This window comes from Stenotrophomonas maltophilia group sp. SKK55, from assembly GCF_057179845.1.
The window spans coordinates 681,456-699,171 of sequence record NZ_JBXUHP010000059.1; the positions used below are offsets into that span (position 1 = coordinate 681,456).

15 protein-coding genes are annotated in these 17,716 nt (G+C 67.3%); all 15 read left to right on the top strand.

The annotated features are described in order from the left end of the window. Positions 1 to 52: 52 nt before the first annotated feature. Positions 53 to 445, top strand: a complete 393-nt coding sequence (gene cheY, locus AC2A1N_RS21275) for a chemotaxis response regulator CheY (RefSeq protein ID WP_005413247.1) — start codon at positions 53 to 55, stop codon at positions 443 to 445. Beyond that, positions 445 to 1,050 (top strand): protein phosphatase CheZ, encoded by a 606-nt coding sequence (locus AC2A1N_RS21280; protein ID WP_032129220.1) that lies wholly within the window; start codon positions 445 to 447, stop codon positions 1,048 to 1,050. Before cheY ends, AC2A1N_RS21280 begins: the two co-directional genes overlap by 1 nt. A 2-nt stretch (positions 1,051 to 1,052) precedes the next feature. Next, positions 1,053 to 2,912: a chemotaxis protein CheA gene (locus tag AC2A1N_RS21285; protein WP_231352707.1), complete on the top strand. Its 1,860-nt coding sequence runs from the start codon at positions 1,053 to 1,055 to the stop codon at positions 2,910 to 2,912. A 91-nt stretch (positions 2,913 to 3,003) separates the two neighbouring features. Next, the gene (locus tag AC2A1N_RS21290; RefSeq protein WP_049413360.1) at positions 3,004 to 3,744 is read left to right on the top strand and encodes a flagellar motor protein; all 741 of its coding nucleotides are present in this window, start codon (positions 3,004 to 3,006) and stop codon (positions 3,742 to 3,744) included. A gap of 1 nt (position 3,745) precedes the next feature. Next, a complete protein-coding gene (motD, locus tag AC2A1N_RS21295) occupies positions 3,746 to 4,762 on the top strand; it encodes a flagellar motor protein MotD (protein WP_061478727.1) in 1,017 nt (338 codons plus the stop codon). A 4-nt stretch (positions 4,763 to 4,766) separates the two neighbouring features. Then, positions 4,767 to 5,549 (top strand): ParA family protein, encoded by a 783-nt coding sequence (locus AC2A1N_RS21300; RefSeq protein ID WP_484373407.1) that lies wholly within the window; start codon positions 4,767 to 4,769, stop codon positions 5,547 to 5,549. Further along, complete coding sequence (locus AC2A1N_RS21305) at positions 5,546 to 6,805, top strand: chemotaxis protein CheW (RefSeq protein ID WP_484373409.1); 1,260 nt, start codon at positions 5,546 to 5,548, stop codon at positions 6,803 to 6,805. Before AC2A1N_RS21300 ends, AC2A1N_RS21305 begins: the two co-directional genes overlap by 4 nt. A gap of 289 nt (positions 6,806 to 7,094) precedes the next feature. Beyond that, the gene (locus tag AC2A1N_RS21310; protein WP_061478730.1) at positions 7,095 to 7,403 is read left to right on the top strand and encodes an STAS domain-containing protein; all 309 of its coding nucleotides are present in this window, start codon (positions 7,095 to 7,097) and stop codon (positions 7,401 to 7,403) included. After that, on the top strand, positions 7,400 to 7,765 hold the full coding sequence (locus tag AC2A1N_RS21315) for a response regulator (RefSeq protein ID WP_005409521.1): 366 nt from the start codon (positions 7,400 to 7,402) through the stop codon (positions 7,763 to 7,765). The genes AC2A1N_RS21310 and AC2A1N_RS21315 overlap by 4 nt, the downstream gene beginning before the upstream one ends. Before the next feature lie 45 nt (positions 7,766 to 7,810). Then, positions 7,811 to 9,799 (top strand): chemotaxis protein CheA, encoded by a 1,989-nt coding sequence (locus AC2A1N_RS21320; protein WP_134971682.1) that lies wholly within the window; start codon positions 7,811 to 7,813, stop codon positions 9,797 to 9,799. 341 nt (positions 9,800 to 10,140) lie between these two features. Continuing rightward, complete coding sequence (locus AC2A1N_RS21325; RefSeq protein WP_484373411.1) at positions 10,141 to 12,390, top strand: methyl-accepting chemotaxis protein; 2,250 nt, start codon at positions 10,141 to 10,143, stop codon at positions 12,388 to 12,390. Between the two features lie 160 nt (positions 12,391 to 12,550). Beyond that, positions 12,551 to 13,324: a flagellar brake protein gene (locus tag AC2A1N_RS21330; RefSeq protein WP_061480762.1), complete on the top strand. Its 774-nt coding sequence runs from the start codon at positions 12,551 to 12,553 to the stop codon at positions 13,322 to 13,324. A gap of 205 nt (positions 13,325 to 13,529) precedes the next feature. After that, a complete protein-coding gene (locus tag AC2A1N_RS21335; RefSeq protein WP_134969444.1) occupies positions 13,530 to 14,021 on the top strand; it encodes a chemotaxis protein CheW in 492 nt (163 codons plus the stop codon). A gap of 135 nt (positions 14,022 to 14,156) precedes the next feature. Next, entirely contained in the window at positions 14,157 to 14,540 is a 384-nt protein-coding gene (locus AC2A1N_RS21340; protein WP_061480764.1) for a hypothetical protein, read from the top strand. Between the two features lie 101 nt (positions 14,541 to 14,641). Beyond that, positions 14,642 to 17,020: a methyl-accepting chemotaxis protein gene (locus tag AC2A1N_RS21345; protein WP_154350720.1), complete on the top strand. Its 2,379-nt coding sequence runs from the start codon at positions 14,642 to 14,644 to the stop codon at positions 17,018 to 17,020. The last annotated feature ends 696 nt before the right edge of the window (positions 17,021 to 17,716 follow it).

A 17,716-nucleotide genomic window follows, 5' to 3' on the forward strand; every position in this document is an offset into this window, starting at 1 on the left:
CCCGAGGCAGCTGCCCCCGGCCGCCCGGAATGAACAACAAAGGAACTCTGCTTTGAACAAGAACATGCGCATCCTGATCGTGGACGACTTCTCGACCATGCGTCGCATCGTCAAGAACCTGCTGGGCGATCTGGGCTTCACCAACACCGCCGAAGCCGAGGACGGGCATGCCGCGCTGTCGCTGCTGCAGAGCCAGCCGTTCGATTTCGTGGTCACCGACTGGAACATGCCGGTCATGACCGGCATCGAGCTGCTCAAGGCGATCCGTGCCGATGCCAAGCTGAAGACCCTGCCGGTGCTGATGGTCACCGCCGAAGCCAAGCGCGAGCAGATCATCGAAGCGGCCCAGAACGGCGTGAACGGCTACATCATCAAGCCGTTCACCGCGCAGACGCTGGAAGAGAAGCTCGGCAAGATCTTCGAACGCCTGGCGGCCAGCGCCTGATGGACACCACGGTCGACAAGAATGCCCTCGCCCTGCGCCTGCAGGAAGCACTGGACGCACTGGAGTCCGGTGACGAAACCGCCTGGCGGCAACGCATCGACGGGCTGGTCGCGCTGCGCACGCAGCCGATGATGAGCGGCCTCTCGCGGCTGGCCCGCGAGCTCGGGCAGGCCCTGGGTGAACTGCCGACCGTACCCAGCGAGGCCGGCGAACTGGACGATGCCTGCGCACGCCTGGACCACGTGGTGGCGATGACCGAACAGGCGACGCACCGCACCCTGGACCTGGCCGAGGAATGCCGCAGCCTGACCGAACAGCTGCGCGCCGAAGGCCTGCAGCCGGGCCAGGATGCGCAGCTCGAGCGCATCCGCCACAACCTCACCGAGATCGCCCTGACCCAGAGCTACCAGGACCTGACCGGGCAGATCATCCGTCGCGTGGTCGGCATCGTCCGCCGCGTGCACGAGGGCTTCGGCGCGCTCGGCCTGCCGCCGGAACAGCATCGCACCGATCCGGAACTGGCCGGGCCGGCACTGAAGGGACTGGACCGCCACGCGGTCTCGCAGAACGACGCCGACGACCTGCTGTCGGACCTGGGGCTGTAAGCATGAGCGCGGTATCCGACGACATCACTGCCGATTTCATCATCGAGGCGCAGGAAATCCTGGATCGCCTGGGCGAACAGCTGGTGTCGCTGGAGCAGGCACCACAGGACACCGAGCAGCTCAACGCGGTGTTCCGGGGCTACCACACGCTCAAGGGCGGCGCCGGCTTCCTCGGCGTCACCGCCATGGTCGAGCTGTGCCACGCCGCCGAAGAAGCGCTGGGCATCGCGCGCGCGGGCCAGGCCGTGCTGCAGGCCCATCACTTCGATGCCGCCCAGCAATCGCTGGACTACCTGCAAGCGATGCTGGATGCAGTTTCCTCCGGCACCGAGCCGGGCTATGCGCCGCCGGAGCTGATCGCCCAGTTCGACATGCACGGAAGCGCCGCCGCGCCGGCCGCCCCGACCGCCGTAGCGGCGGCCGGTAGCGGCGACCTGATCACCGACGACGAATTCGAGGCCCTGCTCGACCAGCTGCACGGTGCTAACGCGCCGACTGCGGTCGCGCCGGCAAAGAAGGCTGACGACGGCCTGATCAGCGAAGACGAGTTCGAAGCCCTGCTCGACCAGCTGCACGGTGGCGCCGCACCCGGCGCCAAGCCCATCGCTGCCGCAGCGCCCGCACCGATTGCGGCATCACGCCCACTGGCCGCACCGGCCGCACCCGCACCGGCAGCGGCGACCAAGCCGGCCGCCAAGCCGCTGGCCGAAGCCGAACATACCGTGCGCGTGGACACCAAGCGCCTGGACGCGATCGTCAATCTGATCGGCGAACTGGTGCTGTCACGCAACCGGCTCAAGACCCTGCGTGCGCGCCTGCGCGACGAGGAACTGGACCGCGCCGTGTCGACCCTGGACATCGCCACCGCGCGCCTGCAGTCGGCGGTGATGCGTACCCGCATGCAGCCGGTGGGCAAGGTCTTCTCGCGCTTCCCCAAGGTCGCCCGAGACGTTGCCCGCTCGCTGAAGAAGGAAGTGGACCTGGAGCTGATCGGCGCCGAGACCGAGCTCGACCGCAACCTGGTCGAAGCGCTGGCCGACCCGCTGGTGCACCTGGTCCGCAACGCCATCGACCATGGCGTGGAAATGCCCGATCTGCGCGAAGCACAGGGCAAGCCGCGGATGGGCCATGTACGCCTGTCGGCCCAGCAGGAGGGCGACTACGTCAGCATTGAAGTGCAGGACGACGGTGCCGGCATCGATCCGGAGAAGCTGCGCGCGAAGGCGCGTGAGAAGGGCCTGATCGATCCGGAAGCTGCCGCGCGGCTGAGCAGCGAGGAGTGCCTGCACCTGGTGTTCCTGCCCGGCTTCTCGACCAAGCAGCAGGTCACGGATATCTCCGGCCGTGGCGTTGGCATGGATGTGGTGCAGTCGCGCATCCGCGAACTGAGTGGCCAGATCCAGATCCAGTCCGAGCTGGGCCGTGGCAGCCGCTTCCTGATCCGCGTGCCGCTCACCCTGGCGATCCTGCCGACCCTGCTGGTGCAGGCCGGCGAGGACGTCTATGCACTGCCGCTGGCGCGCGTGATGGAAGTGCTGCACGCGCCGCGCACCTCGCTGGGCTGGTTCGATGGCCGCGCCGTGCTCGACCGTCGTTCGCATACGCTGCCGCTGGTCGATCTGCGCCAGTGGCTGGATGTGACGCCGGCCGCCTCGACCCTGCTGACCATCGTGGTGCTGCAGGCCGGCGAAGCGCGCTTCGGCCTGGTCGTGGACCAGGTGCGCGGGCGCGAGGAAGTGGTCATCAAGCCACTGCCGAAAGCACTGCGCGGCCTGCGCGGTTACGCCGGTGCAACCCTGATCGGCGATGGTCGCATGGCGCTGATCCTGGATGTGGACGGCCTGCGCAGCCCGCACGACTGACCCCGCTTGCTGAACCCGTAAAACCGTGAAGTCGCACCAGTAGCCCGTACCGGTGTCTCAAGTCCCATTCATACAAGCCGATACCGGATCCATGGATAGACTCAGCCTCATTGGACTCTTTCTCGCCCTGGCCTCGCTGGTCGGCGGCAGCATCCTCAAGGGCGCCGGCCTCGCGTCGCTGTGGTCGCCTGCGGCGTTCGTGATCGTCATCGTCGGCACCGTCGCTGCGATCCTGCTGCACACCTCGCCGGCGGTGTTCAAGCATGCGTTCAGCATCGTGCGCTGGGTCGTGCGTCCACCGCACAGCGACCGCCGCGAGCTGATCCAGCAGATCGTCGAGTGGAGCAACATCGCCCGCCGCCAGGGCCTGCTGGGTCTGGAATCGCAGGTGGAAGCACAGCAGGACCCGTTCCTGCGCAAGGGCCTGCAGCTGCTGGTGGACGGCGTCGAGCCCGAATCGATGCGGCACATGCTGGAAATCGAACTGGGCAGCCAGGAGCACCAGGACCAGGCCGGCGCGAAGGTGTTCGAAGCAATGGGCATCTATGCACCGACGCTGGGCATCATCGGTGCCGTGCTGGGCCTGATCGCAGTGATGAAGAACCTGGCCGACCCGAGCAAGCTCGGCCACGGCATCGCCGCCGCGTTCACCGCCACCATCTATGGCATCGCTTCGGCCAACCTGCTGTTCCTGCCGATCGCCGCCAAGCTCAAGAGTGTGATCTCGCACAACACGCGCGACCGCGAGATGGTCATCGAAGGCCTGATCTCGATCGCCCAGGGCGAGAACCCGCGCAACATCGAAACCAACCTCTCCGGCTTCCTGCACTGACATGGCCCGCCGCAAGCACCACGAAGAGCACGCCAACCACGAAGCATGGGCGATCCCCTATGCCGACCTGATGACGCTGCTGCTCGCCTTCTTCGTGGTCATGTATGCAATCTCCTCGGTGAACGAGGGCAAGTACCGGATCATGGCCGACGCGCTCACCGATGCCTTCGGTGGCGCACCGCGCACCATCAACCCGGTGCAGGTGGGCAACAAGCAGGTGCAGGGCGGCGGCTGGGACAGCCCCTCGGTGATCAAGTCCGGCACCAAGATCGGCCCGTCCGCGCCGGCACCTTCGCACGACCCGACCCTGCTGCCCTCGATGGCTTCGCAGATGCGCATGCCGGTGTCAGTGCACAACCAGGAGCAGATCGCGCGCGCCGAGCGACAGCTCAACAGCATCGCCGACCGCCTCACCGCCGCGCTCGCACCGCTGATCGACCGCGGCATGATCAGCGTGCGCCGCACCGAACTGTGGATCGAAGTCGAGATCAACAGCGACATCCTGTTCCCCACCGGCTCGGCCGCGCTGGACGTGCATGCGCGGCAGACCCTGGCCAGCCTGGCCGAGGTGCTGCGCGACGTGCCCAACAGCGTGCGCGTGGAAGGCCACACCGACAACGTGCCGATCGCCACCGCCACTTTCCCGTCGAACTGGGAACTGTCGGCCGGGCGCGCCGCCAGCGTAGTGCACCTGTTCGCCGACCAGGGCGTGCAGCCGTCACGGCTGGCGATGGTCGGCTATGGCCAGTTCCGCCCGCGCGAAGAGAACGACAGCGCGCAGGGCCGCAACCGCAACCGCCGGGTGATGGTCATCATCCTGGCCGACACGTCGCACTCGGTGGATCCGCTCGGCCAGCGCCTGAACGCAGCCACCGGCGCCACCGACAGCACCGTCACCGAACAGGCCGCCGCAACTCCGGCCAGCGCCCCCACCTCCCCCATCGCACCGGTGAAGTTGCCGCCGGTGCCGGCTGGCAGCCGCGTCGGCGCCGCCGTTCCCCCGGCAATGAAGGAGTAAACCGATGCGCATCTGGGCAATCGCCAACCAGAAGGGCGGAGTCGGCAAGACCACCACCACCCTCGCCCTCGGCCGCGGCCTGGCCGCGCTCGGCCATCGCGTGCTGCTGATCGACCTCGATCCGCATGCCTCGCTCAGCCGCGCCTTCGGCGTGCCGGTGGACCCGCCGCCGGCCGGCGTACTGGAACTGTTCGGCACACCGCCAGCGGACCTGTCCGGCCTGTGCCATGCCAGCAACATCCATGGCCTGGACTACGTCTGCGCACAGTCGGCGCTGGCCACGCTGGAACGCCGCAGCGCCAACCAGCCCGGCCTCGGCCTGGCCCTGCAGAACGCGCTGGCGCGCCACCAGGGCCAGCACGACTACATCCTGCTGGACTGCGCACCGACCCTCGGCCTGCTGATGATCAATGCGCTGGCCGCAGCGGACCGTCTCATCATTCCCACCCAGGCCGAGCCACTGGCCCTGCACGGCCTGGATGGCATGGTCCGCACCGGCGAGATGGTCGAGCGCTCGCGCCGCCGCCCGCTGCCGATCTCGATCCTGCCGACCCTGTTCGACCGCCGCACCCGCGCCGGCAACGAGTCGCTGCGCACCATGCAGGATCGCCACGGCAACCGCGTGTGGGAAGACGCCATTCCGATCGATACCCGCATCAGCAACGCCGCCGGGCTGACCCTGCCGAGCACCGGCGAGGACTACCCGGGCCGTGGCCTGGCCGCCTACCGCCGTGCGCTGAACTGGATCCTCGGCGAGGATGCCCGCGCGCTGGAGCAGGCCGCATGAACAGCACCGGCATCCTCGATGATTACCTGGACGAACTGCTGGGGGAGGCCATTGTCGCGCCGCCCCCTGCCGAGCTGTCGCCGGCTGGCGCCGGGCCAAACCCGGCGATCGAAGCAGTCGCCGAACGCGAACCGACCTGGGACGACCTGCCGGCCGAAGTGATCTACGAAACCGAAACCATCGCCGCCGCGCCGAGCGGGGACAGCGCTGCGCTGGAAGCCGCCTTCGAGAGCGCCGCTCCACCCACGCGCGAACCCACCTGGGATGACCTGCCCGCCGAGGTGATCTACGAAACAGAATCCGTCGCCGCCGCGCCAAGCCCGGACGACGCGGTGCTGGAAGCGGCCTTCGAGAGCGCTGCCGCCTCCGCTAGCGCTGGGCCGGGTCCGGCGGGAGAAGCGGTTTCCGAACGCGAGCCGACCTGGGATGACCTGCCTGAGGAAGTCATCCACGAAACCGCGCCGGCACCCGCCGTCGTTGCAAACGCCGGTCCGGAACCTACCTGGGACGACCTGCCGGACGAGGTGATCTACGAGACCGATCCGGCCGACAGCCATCGCCTCGCCCACACCGACAGCCCCGGCCTGCAGGCCGCGTTCGAGGCGGCCGCCGGTGGCGAAGACGTAGCCACGCCACCGCCCGCCGTGGTCGCAGCACCGGTGGCCCCGACGGTTGCACCTGCAGCCCCGGCCCCGGCGGCGCGCACCGCCACTCCGCCGCCGCGCGTCGCCGTCGATGCCCCGGCAGGCAACCGTCCCGGCACCTGGCAGGAGCTGCAGGCGCAGGCCCACCAACCGGCCCGCAGCCCGCACCCGCAGAACCGACGCGCCGGCGAACGCACTTCGCGCTGGCTGCGCCTTCGGTGCGGCACCCAGGCCTATGCGCTGGAACTGCTGAAGGTGCAGGAAGTGGTGCTGCCGGTGCCCCTGCTGCCGCTGCGTGGCACTGCAGCGGCCATGCTCGGCATCATGAACCTGCGCGGCCAGGTGGTACCGGTGATGGATCTGGGCTTGCACCTGGGCGCCGCCGCCGCCGAGGACGACGCGCAGACCCGCATCGTGGTCCTGGAGGAGGACGGCGAGACCATCGGCCTGCGCGTATCAGCGGTCGAAGATGTCGCCAACCTCACCGATTCGCAGATCGAACCGCCGGATACCGCGCGCATCTGCCAGATCTCAAACGACCTGTTCCGCGGCGTGGCCCGGGTCAGCCAGCGCCCGATGATCCTGCTCGACGCCACCCGGCTGTTGAGCTGAGCCACCAGGAAAAAGGGGACGGAGGGGATTAAGTCGCAAGTGGCTCGGCGCTTTGCACCGAAGCGGTGCCTGTCGGGGACGCAAGGAGTTGATCCGTTGGATCAACACCTTACGTCCCCACTGCGCGGTCACCGTTGCCGAGGGGACTGCAGTAGAGCCAGGTCGCTTGCGACTTGATCCCCTCCGTCCCCTTTCAGACAGCGACCGCATCGACGTACCGCGTCGATTCTTCTAAAGAACCCCACCGGGGTGCCGTTATGGATCACGGAACCGTTTGTCCGGAGCAACGATGAGCACTGTCGAACTGGGTGGGGATCTCGGCATCGAGAGCACTACCGAGCTCAAGAACCGCCTCGCCCCCCTCGTGGAGCAGGCTGGCGAGCTGACCCTGGATGCCAGCCAGGTCGCCCGCATCCACACGGCCGCCGTGCAGGTGCTGTGTGCGTTCGTGCAGGCCCGCCGCGAGGCAGGCCTGGGCACCGGCTTCCACGGTTGCACTGCAACCTTCAGTGACGCCGCGCGCCTGCTGGGCGTCACCCAGGCCCTGGGCCTGGACGTAACCCATGACAACCTGAAATCTGTGGAGAACGCTGCATGAGCGCACGTATCTTGGTGGTGGACGATTCGGCGTCGATGCGCCAGATGGTGTCCTTCGCCCTCACCTCGGCCGGTTTTGCCGTCGAAGAAGCTGAAGACGGCGCGGTCGCGCTCGGTCGCGCCAAGGGCCAGCGCTTCAATGCGGTGGTGACCGACGTCAACATGCCGAACATGGACGGCATCGCGCTGATCCGCGAACTGCGCCAGCTGCCGGACTACAAGTTCACCCCGCTGCTGATGCTGACCACCGAATCGGCCGCCGACAAGAAGTCCGAAGGCAAGGCCGCCGGTGCCACCGGCTGGCTGGTCAAGCCGTTCAATCCCGAACAGCTGGTCGCCACCGTGCAGAAAGTGCTGGGCTGATCGCCCGGCACCGCTCCCCCTCTTCGCTTCCGGATCACCACTGCCATGAGCATGGACCTGCAACGCTTCCACGCCACCTTCTTCGAGGAGAGCCGCGAAGGCCTCGATGCGATGGAGGCTGGCCTGCTGGCCCTGGAATCGGGGCAGCAGGACGCGGAGATCATCAATTCGGTGTTCCGCGCCGCCCACTCGATCAAGGGCGGCGCCGGCACCTTCGGCTTCGACGCGATCGCCGGCCTGACCCACGTGCTGGAGACGCTGCTTGATGAGCTGCGCGCCGGCAAGCGGGCCCTGGAAGGCCACGCCGTCGACGCCATGCTGTCCTCGGTGGACGTGCTGCGCGCCCTGCTGCGCGAAGCCGAACACGGCCAGGCTGCCGATCCGGCTGCAGTCGCTGCGGTGAAGGCACGCCTGGAAGCGGTTCTTTCCGGCCAGGCCGCAGCGAGCGCCCCGGCGGCCGCGGCAGCCAAGGTGGACGATACGCCGGAAGCCTGGCAGATCGGCTTCACCCCGGCGCCGTCGCTGTTCATGAGCGGCAACGATCCATTGCGCATCATCCGCGAACTGGAACACCTCGGTTCGCTGCAGGTCGCTGCGCGCATGGAACGCCTGCCGGGCTTCGCCCAGCTTGATCCGCTCGAAGCCCATCTTGCGTGGGATCTGGGCCTGGTCGGCAAGGTGCCGCGCAGCAAGATCGAAGACACCTTCGCCTGGGTGCTGGACGATTGCGAGCTGGACATCCGTCCCGCCGCGCCGCCGAGCCTGGCCACCCAGGCGCCGGCCGCCGCGGCTCCCGCTCCGGTCGCAGCGGCACCGTCTGCACCTGCCGCGCCTGCCGCCAGCGGTGGTGCCAGCCAGGAAGCGGAAACCTCGATCCGCGTCAGCGTCGACAAGGTCGATGCGCTGATCAACCTGGTCGGCGAGCTGGTCATCACCCAGGCCATGCTCAAGCAGGTCTCGCATGCGCTGGACCCGGTCCACGCCGAGAGCCTGTTCGCCGGGCTGGACCAGCTTGAACGCAACACCCGCGACCTGCAGGAAGCGGTGATCGGCGTGCGCATGCTGCCGGTTGACGCGGTGTTCCGCCGCTTCCCGCGCCTGGTCCGCGACCTGTCCAGCCGCCTCGGCAAGCAGGTGCGCCTGCGCACCGTCGGCGAAGGCACCGAACTGGACAAGGGCCTGATCGAAAAGATCGCCGATCCGCTGGTGCACCTGGTGCGCAACTCGATCGACCACGGCCTGGAAATGCCCGACGTACGTCGCGGTGCAGGCAAGGATGAGACCGGCACGATCACGCTGGCGGCCTCGCATCAGGGTGGCCATATCGTCATCGAAGTCAGCGACGATGGCCGTGGCCTGGACCGCGCCAAGATCCTCGCCAAGGCCCACGAACGCGGCCTGGCCGTGCCGGACAACCCGACCGATTCGCAGGTCTGGGACCTGATCTTCCAGCCCGGCTTCTCCACCGCCGATGCGGTCACCGACCTGTCCGGGCGTGGCGTCGGCATGGACGTGGTCCGCCGCAACATCCAGGCACTGGGTGGCGAGGTGCAGATCGAAAGCAGCCTCGGTACCGGCACCCGCACGCTGATCCGCCTGCCGCTGACCCTGGCCATCCTCGATGGCATGACTGTGGCCGTGGCCGGCGAAACCCTGATCCTGCCGCTGGCCTACGTGCTTGAGGCATTGCAGCCGCAGCCCGAGGATATCCGCAGCATGGCCGGCGAAGGCCGCGTGCTGCGCGTGCGCGGCGAGTACCTGCCGATCCTGTCGTTGAGCGAGTACTACGGCTACGGCAACCGCGCACCGGGCAGCGAATCGCTGGTGGTGGTGGTGGAAGGCGATGGCCAGAAAATCGCGCTGGAAGTGGACGAACTGGTCGGCCAGCAGCAGGTGGTGGTGAAGAACATCGAGAACAACTACCGCCGTATCGGCGGAGTGTCCGGTGCAACCATCCTTGGCGACGGCCGCGTCGCGTTGATCGTTGACATCGGCGGACTGGTGCGCTCGCTGCGGATGCCGCAGGCCGCCTGATCCACGCCGCATGCGGGTCATGGACCGCCGCCCTTCGGGGCGGCGGTTTTTGTTTGTGTGCTCCATTCCAGCCGGGGTCAGATCCCTTCTGTGAACTCCGTCGAGGCGATGGTTTCGCGCGCAACCACCTCATCCGAGCGCAAGCCCCGCCAGACCAGCACTTTCGTGCCGTCATCCCTACGCAACCGAATGTGATCTGCGTCCATAAAGTCCGCGCGGACGGCGCCGTTATTTCGCCTTGACGGTCGTCACCGAACCCCACCGGGCACCCCCGTTCGCTCTGCAACCACCCCCAAACCGGCGCACAGACGCCGGCACTCTGCCCACCTGGAGCACCCTGCATGAAGTGGTTCCAAGATCTGCCCATCGCCCGCAAGCTGGCCGTGGGGTTCACCCTCACCACCCTGATGACCGTCGTACTGGGTGCCTTTGCCTTGATCCGCCTGTCCGAGGCCAACGCGCAGCTGCGCGACATGGCCGGCAACGATATCCCTTCGGTCCAGCACCTGGGCGAGGCACGTTCGCAGCTGGGCGAGTTCCGCACCTACGAACTGGCCCAGCTGAGCATGCTCGACCAGCCGGAGAAGGTCGCCGACTACAACAAGCGCATGGACGATACCGCCAAGGCCGTGCATGACGAGCTGGCGGCGTACGCGGCGCTGTCGGCGCTGGACAAGGAGCGTGAACTGTATCGCGCAGCCAGCGCACAGCTCGACCGCTACTTCGCCGCCAACAAGGCGATGCGCGACGCCGTGACCGCCGGTGACGGCGCCCTGGCGCAGCAGATCTCCGACGAACAGTCACGCCCGGCGCGCCGCGACCTGTTCGCTGCGATGAAGGCACTGGGAGCCCACATCGCCGGCCAGATGGACCGCAAGATCGCCGACGCCAACGCCACCCACCGCACCAGCATGATTGCCATCATCGGCTGCATCGTGCTGCTGTCGCTGGTCGCTGCCGCGCTGGCCATCGTCATCTCGCGTGCAGTGACCGGCCCACTCGGCAAGGCCGTGCATGCCATCCAGGCCGTTGCCCGCGGTGATCTCAGCGTCAGCACCCAGGCCACCAGCAAGGATGAAGCCGGCAGGATGCTCGCTGCCACCGCCGAGATGACGGCGATGCTGCGACGCTTCAGCGAGCAGACACAGCTGATGGCACAGATGCACGCTGGCCCGGACATCAGCCATCGCATCCCGGAAGATTTCCCGGGTGTCTACGGCCAGCTGGCCAACGGCATCAACACGGTGATCTTCGAGCACCTCGATGCGATCGTCGATGCCATTGAAGTACTCAACCAGTACGCCATCGGCAATCTGAGCCCGGATGCACGCCGCCTGCCCGGCAGCCGCGCGATCCTGCACGAATCCATGGACGCGGCCAAGGCCAGCCTGCTGGCCATCAATTCGCAGATCCAGCACCTGGCTGCGGCGGCCGCCGCCGGTGACTTCAGCCAGCGCGGCGACGTACAGCGGTTCCAGCACGACTTCAAGCTGATGATCGAGCACCTCAACACCATGATGCAGGTGGCTGACGGCAACCTCGGCCAGCTCTCGCAGCTGCTGCAGTCGATCGCCACCGGCGACCTGACCGCACGCATGGAAGGCCAGTTCAATGGCGTGTTCGCCCGCATGCGGGATGATGCCAACACCACGGTCGCGCAGCTGACCCAGATCGTCGGCCAGATCCAGGCCAGCGCCTCCAGCATCACCCTGGCCGCCGGCGAGATCGCCTCGGGCAACAGCGACCTGTCACGCCGCACCGAGCAGCAGGCCGCCAACCTCGAGGAAACCGCGGCCTCGATGGAGGAACTGACCTCCACCGTGCGCCAGAACGCCGAGCACGCCCGCCAGGCCAACCAGCTCGCCATCGGCGCGCATGGCGTCGCCTCGCAGGGCGGTGAAGTGGTCGGCCAGGTGGTCACCACCATGTCCGCCATCGAAGCCTCGTCGAAGAAGATCGCCGAGATCATCAGCGTCATCGACGGCATCGCGTTCCAGACCAATATCCTGGCACTGAATGCCGCCGTGGAAGCCGCGCGTGCCGGTGAACAGGGTCGTGGCTTCGCCGTGGTCGCCAGCGAAGTACGCACCCTCGCCCAGCGCTCGGCCGCTGCCGCCAAGGAAATCAAGGGCCTGATCGACGACTCGGTCGGCAAGGTCGCCGAAGGCTCCAGCCTGGTGCACCAGGCCGGCAGCACCATGGGCGAGATCGTCGCCTCGGTGCAGCGTGTGACCGACATCATGGCCGAGATCTCCGCTGCCTCGCAGGAACAGAGCGCGGGCATCGAGCAGGTCAACCAGACCGTGGTGCAGATGGACGAGACCACCCAGCAAAACGCCGCGCTGGTGGAGGAAGCCACCGCTGCCGCACGTGCGATGGAGGACCAGGCCGTGCAGCTGGGTGAAGCCGTGGCCCGCTTCCGGCTGGCATCGCACGGCACGACGGCCATTCCGGCACGCCCGCTGGCGGCACCGGTACCCCGCCAGGTCGCAGCCGCCGCGCGTTCGGCAAAGCCGGCTTCCGCGCGCCCCCTGCGCAGCTCGACGGCGCAGCCGGTACTGGCAGCCGACGGCGACTGGCAGGAGTTCTGACAGAACCACGGGGTCAGATCCCTTTCCCGCAGGAAAGGGATCTGACCCCTTACGCGTAGAAAGTGATGCAAATCCCACTTCATAATCCGGTGCAGAGGCCGATATCCCCATCGAGCCTCGCGCCAATGCGTGCTGGCGCCCGCCCCTGACCGTAGATTCCATGTCCGACGGCAACGACACTGCAGTGCATGATGTCCACGCGGCCGACGCCGCTGACGAGCGCTTCCTGGTCCGCAACCCGCGTCAGCTGCGGCAGCTGCTGCGCTCGCTGATCGACCAGCGATCATTGATCAACGCGCACATCGACGGCCGCGACCGTTCGTTCCCCACTGCGCTGCTCGACCTCGACGAAGACGAGGACTACCTGCTGCTCGATGGCAGCCCGCAGGAAGCTTCCAACCGCGCCGCCGAGCAGGCCGATCACCTGCTGTGCTTCGCCCAGCTCGAACGGGTGCTGGTGCGCTTCCGCCTGCACGAACTGCAGCGCGTGGACAACGACGGCCACGTGGCCTTCCGTGCGCCGCTGCCTGACGAACTGGTGCACCTGCAGCGCCGCGAACTATACCGGCTGGAGACGCCGGTCACTGATTCACCGCAGCTGCTGCTGCCCCCCGGCGAAGCGCGGGCCGAAGCGCTGTCGATGCGGGTGGTGGACATCAGCGGTGGCGGCCTGGCCGTGGTGGTGCCCAATGACTGCGCGGTATTTGGTCTGCAGAAACGCTATCCGGCGCAGCTGTCGCTGCCGGACGGCCCCGACCTGGACATCGCGCTGGTGGTCTGCAACCTGTTGCCCCAGCGCCAGCCCAACGGCATCGAGGTCAAGCGCGTGGGCATGCGCTTCGACAGCCTGCCGCGCGGCGCCGACAGCGCCATCCAGCGCTACATCTTCCGCATCGACCGCCAACGCAAGGCACGCCGCAACGGCGAGCTCTAAGGCCCGGCCAACAGGTAGTGCCGGCCGCTGGCCGGCAACGTCGCGACAATGCGGGTACGGCCATTGCCGGCCAGCGGCCGGCACTACCGATCTCCGGTGGATCCACGCCATGCGTGGATGCCTTTCCCCGGGCACCTAAAGTCCCCCCCAGCGGGGCCGATATCGAGCCTGACACCGGGACTTCCGGCAGAACCAGGACCCCTCGATGAACGACAAGACCAGCTCCGCCGCCAGCACCGGTGGCGAATTCCTCAGCTTCACGCTTGGTGACGAGCACTACGGCGTGGACATCCTCAAGGTGCAGGAAATCCGTGGCTATGATGCGGTTACCCGCGTGCCGGATGCCCCGGACTACATCAAGGGCGTGATCAACCTGCGCGGCACCATTGTCCCGGTGATCGACCTGCGCCTGAAACTGCGCCTGGACAACGCCCGCTACGACGCCTTCACCGTGATGATCGTGCTGAACGTCGACGACCGCGTGGTCGGCATCGTCGTCGACAGCGTCTCCGACGTGATCCCGCTGTCGGCCGAGCAGATCCGACCGACCCCGGAATTCGGTGCCGCCGTCGATACCCGCTTCATCTCCGGCATCGGTACCCATGACGATCGCATGCTGATCCTGCTGGACATCGAGACCCTGCTCGACAGCGCCGACATGGGCCAGGCCAGCCTCGCCGAAGACGTCGCCGCCTGAGCAACCGGAACTGCTTCACGTTCCAGTCACAAAACCCTTCAGTTCCCTTCGGCGGTGCCGATAGGGGGACAGAAGCCGGCCGCGCAGGAGCGCGCAGGACCGGCCCGATCGTTACCATCCCCGGAGATACCCTCGATGAAGTCCCTGTTTGCGTTCGTCTCGGCCGCTGTCCTGGCCACCACCGCCACCTCCGCTTTCGCCCAGTCGGCCGACATGATCCCGCCGGAAATGGCGCCGCGTTCGGTCGGCAAGGACGGCATGGTCTGTGGCAAGGTCGAAAAGGCCCGCTACGCAGAAGGTTCCGAAGGCCAGCCGACCTTCCTGTACATGGGCGGTGCCTTCCCGCGCCACACCTTCTCGGCCCGCATCGCCGGCGAGAACCGCGGCAAGTTCTCCTTCCCGCTGGAAACCCTGGAAGGCAAGACCGTCTGCGTGATCGGCAAGATCCAGCGCGACGCCTCGCGCGCGGAAATCGAAGTCAGCTCGCCGGCTGGGCTGAAGCTGGCCAACATCAAGTAATCCGCTGTCCGTCGAACTACGCCGGACCTGGTGCCGGCGTGGTTTCTGCTGCAACCGGGCCCGATGCCCGGGCGCGTCTGCCTTAGGAGCTCGCAACGCCCATGCCGTGGATCAACAACCTGAAACTGATGCCGAAGCTGCTGCTGACCTTCGGCGTCCTCCTGCTGGTGATGCTGCTGCAGGGCATCGTCGCCTATCGCGGCCTGCATTCGCTGAACAACGTCACCACCGAGCTGGCCGGTTCACGCATGGAAAGCATCCGCCTCGCCGGCGAGATGCGCGGCATGCTGGGCGAGTACCGCAATGCCGCCTACCAGCAGTTGATCCGCGCCAGCGACGACGTCAAGGCCGATGCGCGCAAGCGCGCCGTCGACCTGCGCACCAGCATGGACAAGTCGATCAAGGACTATCCGAAGCTGGTCGATAACGCACAACAGAAGAAGCTGTTCGACACCTTCGCCAAGGAATGGAAGGATGCCCTGGCTTCCTATGACAGCGTCACCGAAATGCTGGAACTGGACCTGCCGGACGACGCCATCGATACCTTCGTCGGCGAAACCCGTACCAAGCACCGCAAGGCTGCATCGGCGCTGGAAGCGCTAATCGCCGAAGACAACCGCCTCGCCCGCGCCTCGCGCGAAGAGGCCGCTTCCACCTATTCCGCCTCGGCCGTGCTGACCGTGATCGCCCTGCTGGGCGGCGCCGCGCTCGGCCTGGTGCTGGTGTGGCTGTTCGCACGCGCCCTGGTCGGCAGCGTGCGTGGCGCCGTCTCGGTCGCCAACGACGTCGCCGGTGGCAAGCTCGATGGCCATATCGACGTCAGCCGCCAGGACGAAGTGGGCGAACTGATGCAGGCCATGCAGCGCATGCAGCGCGACCTGCGCGAGCGCATCGAAACCGACCAGGCCGTCGCCCGCGAGAACCTGCGCATCCGCACCGCGCTGGACTACAGCTCGACCGGCGTGTACCTGACCGACACCAGCAACACCATCGTCTACAGCAACCGCGCCCTGCAGCAGACCCTGAGCCAGTACCAGGACGAAGTGCGCCGCGACCTGCCGGACTTCGACGCCCAGGCCTCACTGATCGGCAAGCCGGTCACCGTGCTCGAGCACCGTGGCGAGATGGACCAGACCCTGCTGGGCAACCTGAAGGCGCACGGTGTCGCGCGTCGCCCGATGCAGTACGGCGATGCCCAGTTCGCCCAGGTGGTGTCGACCATCCGCAATGAAGGCGGCGACACCGTCGGCTACGTGGTGGAATGGCGCGACCGTACCCAGGAAGCGCAGGTTGAAGCGGAAGTGGCCCGCGTGATCGCCCAGGCCGCCGCCGGCGACCTGTCCGGCCGCATTGACGCCACCGACAAGGAAGGCTTCTTCCTGCAGCTGGCACAGCAGATCAACGGCCTGCTGGACGCCAACGCCGGCAGCATCGAACAGATCTCCGGCCTGCTTGCGGCACTGTCGCAGGGTGACCTGACCGTGCGCATGCACGGCGACTACCAGGGCGTGTTCGCGCGCATGCGTGACGATGCCAACGCCACCGCCGCGCAGCTGAGCGAGATCGTCACCCGCATCAAGCAATCCAGCCGCGCGATCAGTTCGGCCGCCGGCGAGATCGCCTCGGGCAACAGCGACCTGTCGCGCCGTACCGAGCAGCAGGCCGCCAACCTGGAGGAAACCGCGGCCTCGATGGAGGAACTGACCTCCACCGTGCGCCAGAACGCCGAGCACGCCCGCCAGGCCAACCAGCTCGCCATCGGCGCGCATGGCGTCGCCTCGCAGGGTGGCGAGGTCGTCGGCCAGGTGGTCACCACCATGTCCGCCATCGAAGCCTCGTCGAAGAAGATCGCCGAGATCATCAGCGTCATCGACGGCATTGCGTTCCAGACCAACATCCTGGCCCTGAACGCCGCCGTGGAAGCCGCGCGTGCCGGTGAACAGGGCCGCGGCTTTGCCGTGGTTGCCAGCGAAGTGCGCACCCTCGCCCAGCGCTCGGCCGCCGCCGCCAAGGAAATCAAGGGCCTGATCGACGACTCGGTCGGCAAGGTCAACGACGGTTCGGCGCTGGTGCACAAGGCTGGCGCCACCATGGGCGAGATTGTCGCCTCGGTGCAGCGCGTGACCGACATCATGGCCGAAATCTCCGCGGCCTCGCAGGAACAGTCCGCCGGCATCGAGCAGGTCAACCAGACCGTGGTGCAGATGGACGAGACCACCCAGCAGAACGCCGCACTGGTGGAGGAAGCCACTGCTGCCGCGCGTGCGATGGAAGAACAGGCCGGTCACCTCAGCGAGGCCGTGTCGATCTTCGTGGTGGACGAAGCCGATACCGTGGTTGCCCCGCCGCGCACCGCTGCCCCGGCCCCGCGTCCGGCTGCACCGGCAGCACCGGCTCCGGCTGCCCCGCCCGCCCGACGCACGGCGGGTGGTCGCCCGATGGCCACCGAACTGGCCGATGGGGACTGGCAGGAATTCTGATGCCTGCCTGACCTGATCTGCGAGAACGCCCTGGCCCTGTGCTGGGGCGTTTTCGTTTACGGGGTATCGGGTATCCAGCCATCGGCGAAGCCCCTCGGGGTGGGTCGCGAAGCGCTGCGGATTTCCTTCGTTTGGGCCGGGAGGGTGGGTTGCGCAGGGGACGCCGTTAACCCGTCCTTGGGGGCTTGGCCGCGGCATCCATGCCGCGGACACCCCTGCGCAACCCACCCTCCCGGCCACGGACACTTTCCGTGCGCGTCCACCCCGGGTTGAAGAAGGAAGAGCAAGAGCAAGAGCAAGAGCCGCATTACTTCCGGGGTCAGATCCGTTTTCCGCAGGAAAACGGATCTGACCCCTCTTTTCACCTGGAAACCCAACGCTCTTTCCGTCCGGCACCGAAATGCCGGGAGGGCTGGGCCGGGGTGGGCAGGCAGGACCGTTGGCGCCATGGGCCCGAGGCATGCCTCGGGCGGGTTGGGCAGGACGCCCAACCCCGGTCTTGCCGCGTGCGCAGGACTGCGCACACGAGCAAGGCGCCATCGAGCCCCCAAGGGTGAGGGCGCTTTGCTTGCGAAGCACTGCTTCGCAAGCGGCCGAATGATCTGGCCCCCCGTCAGCGGACGCCAAGAAGCGATACTTTGATCGCACTTGGAGGTCCCTTATGTCCCGTATCACCCGTCGTAGCTACACCGATGA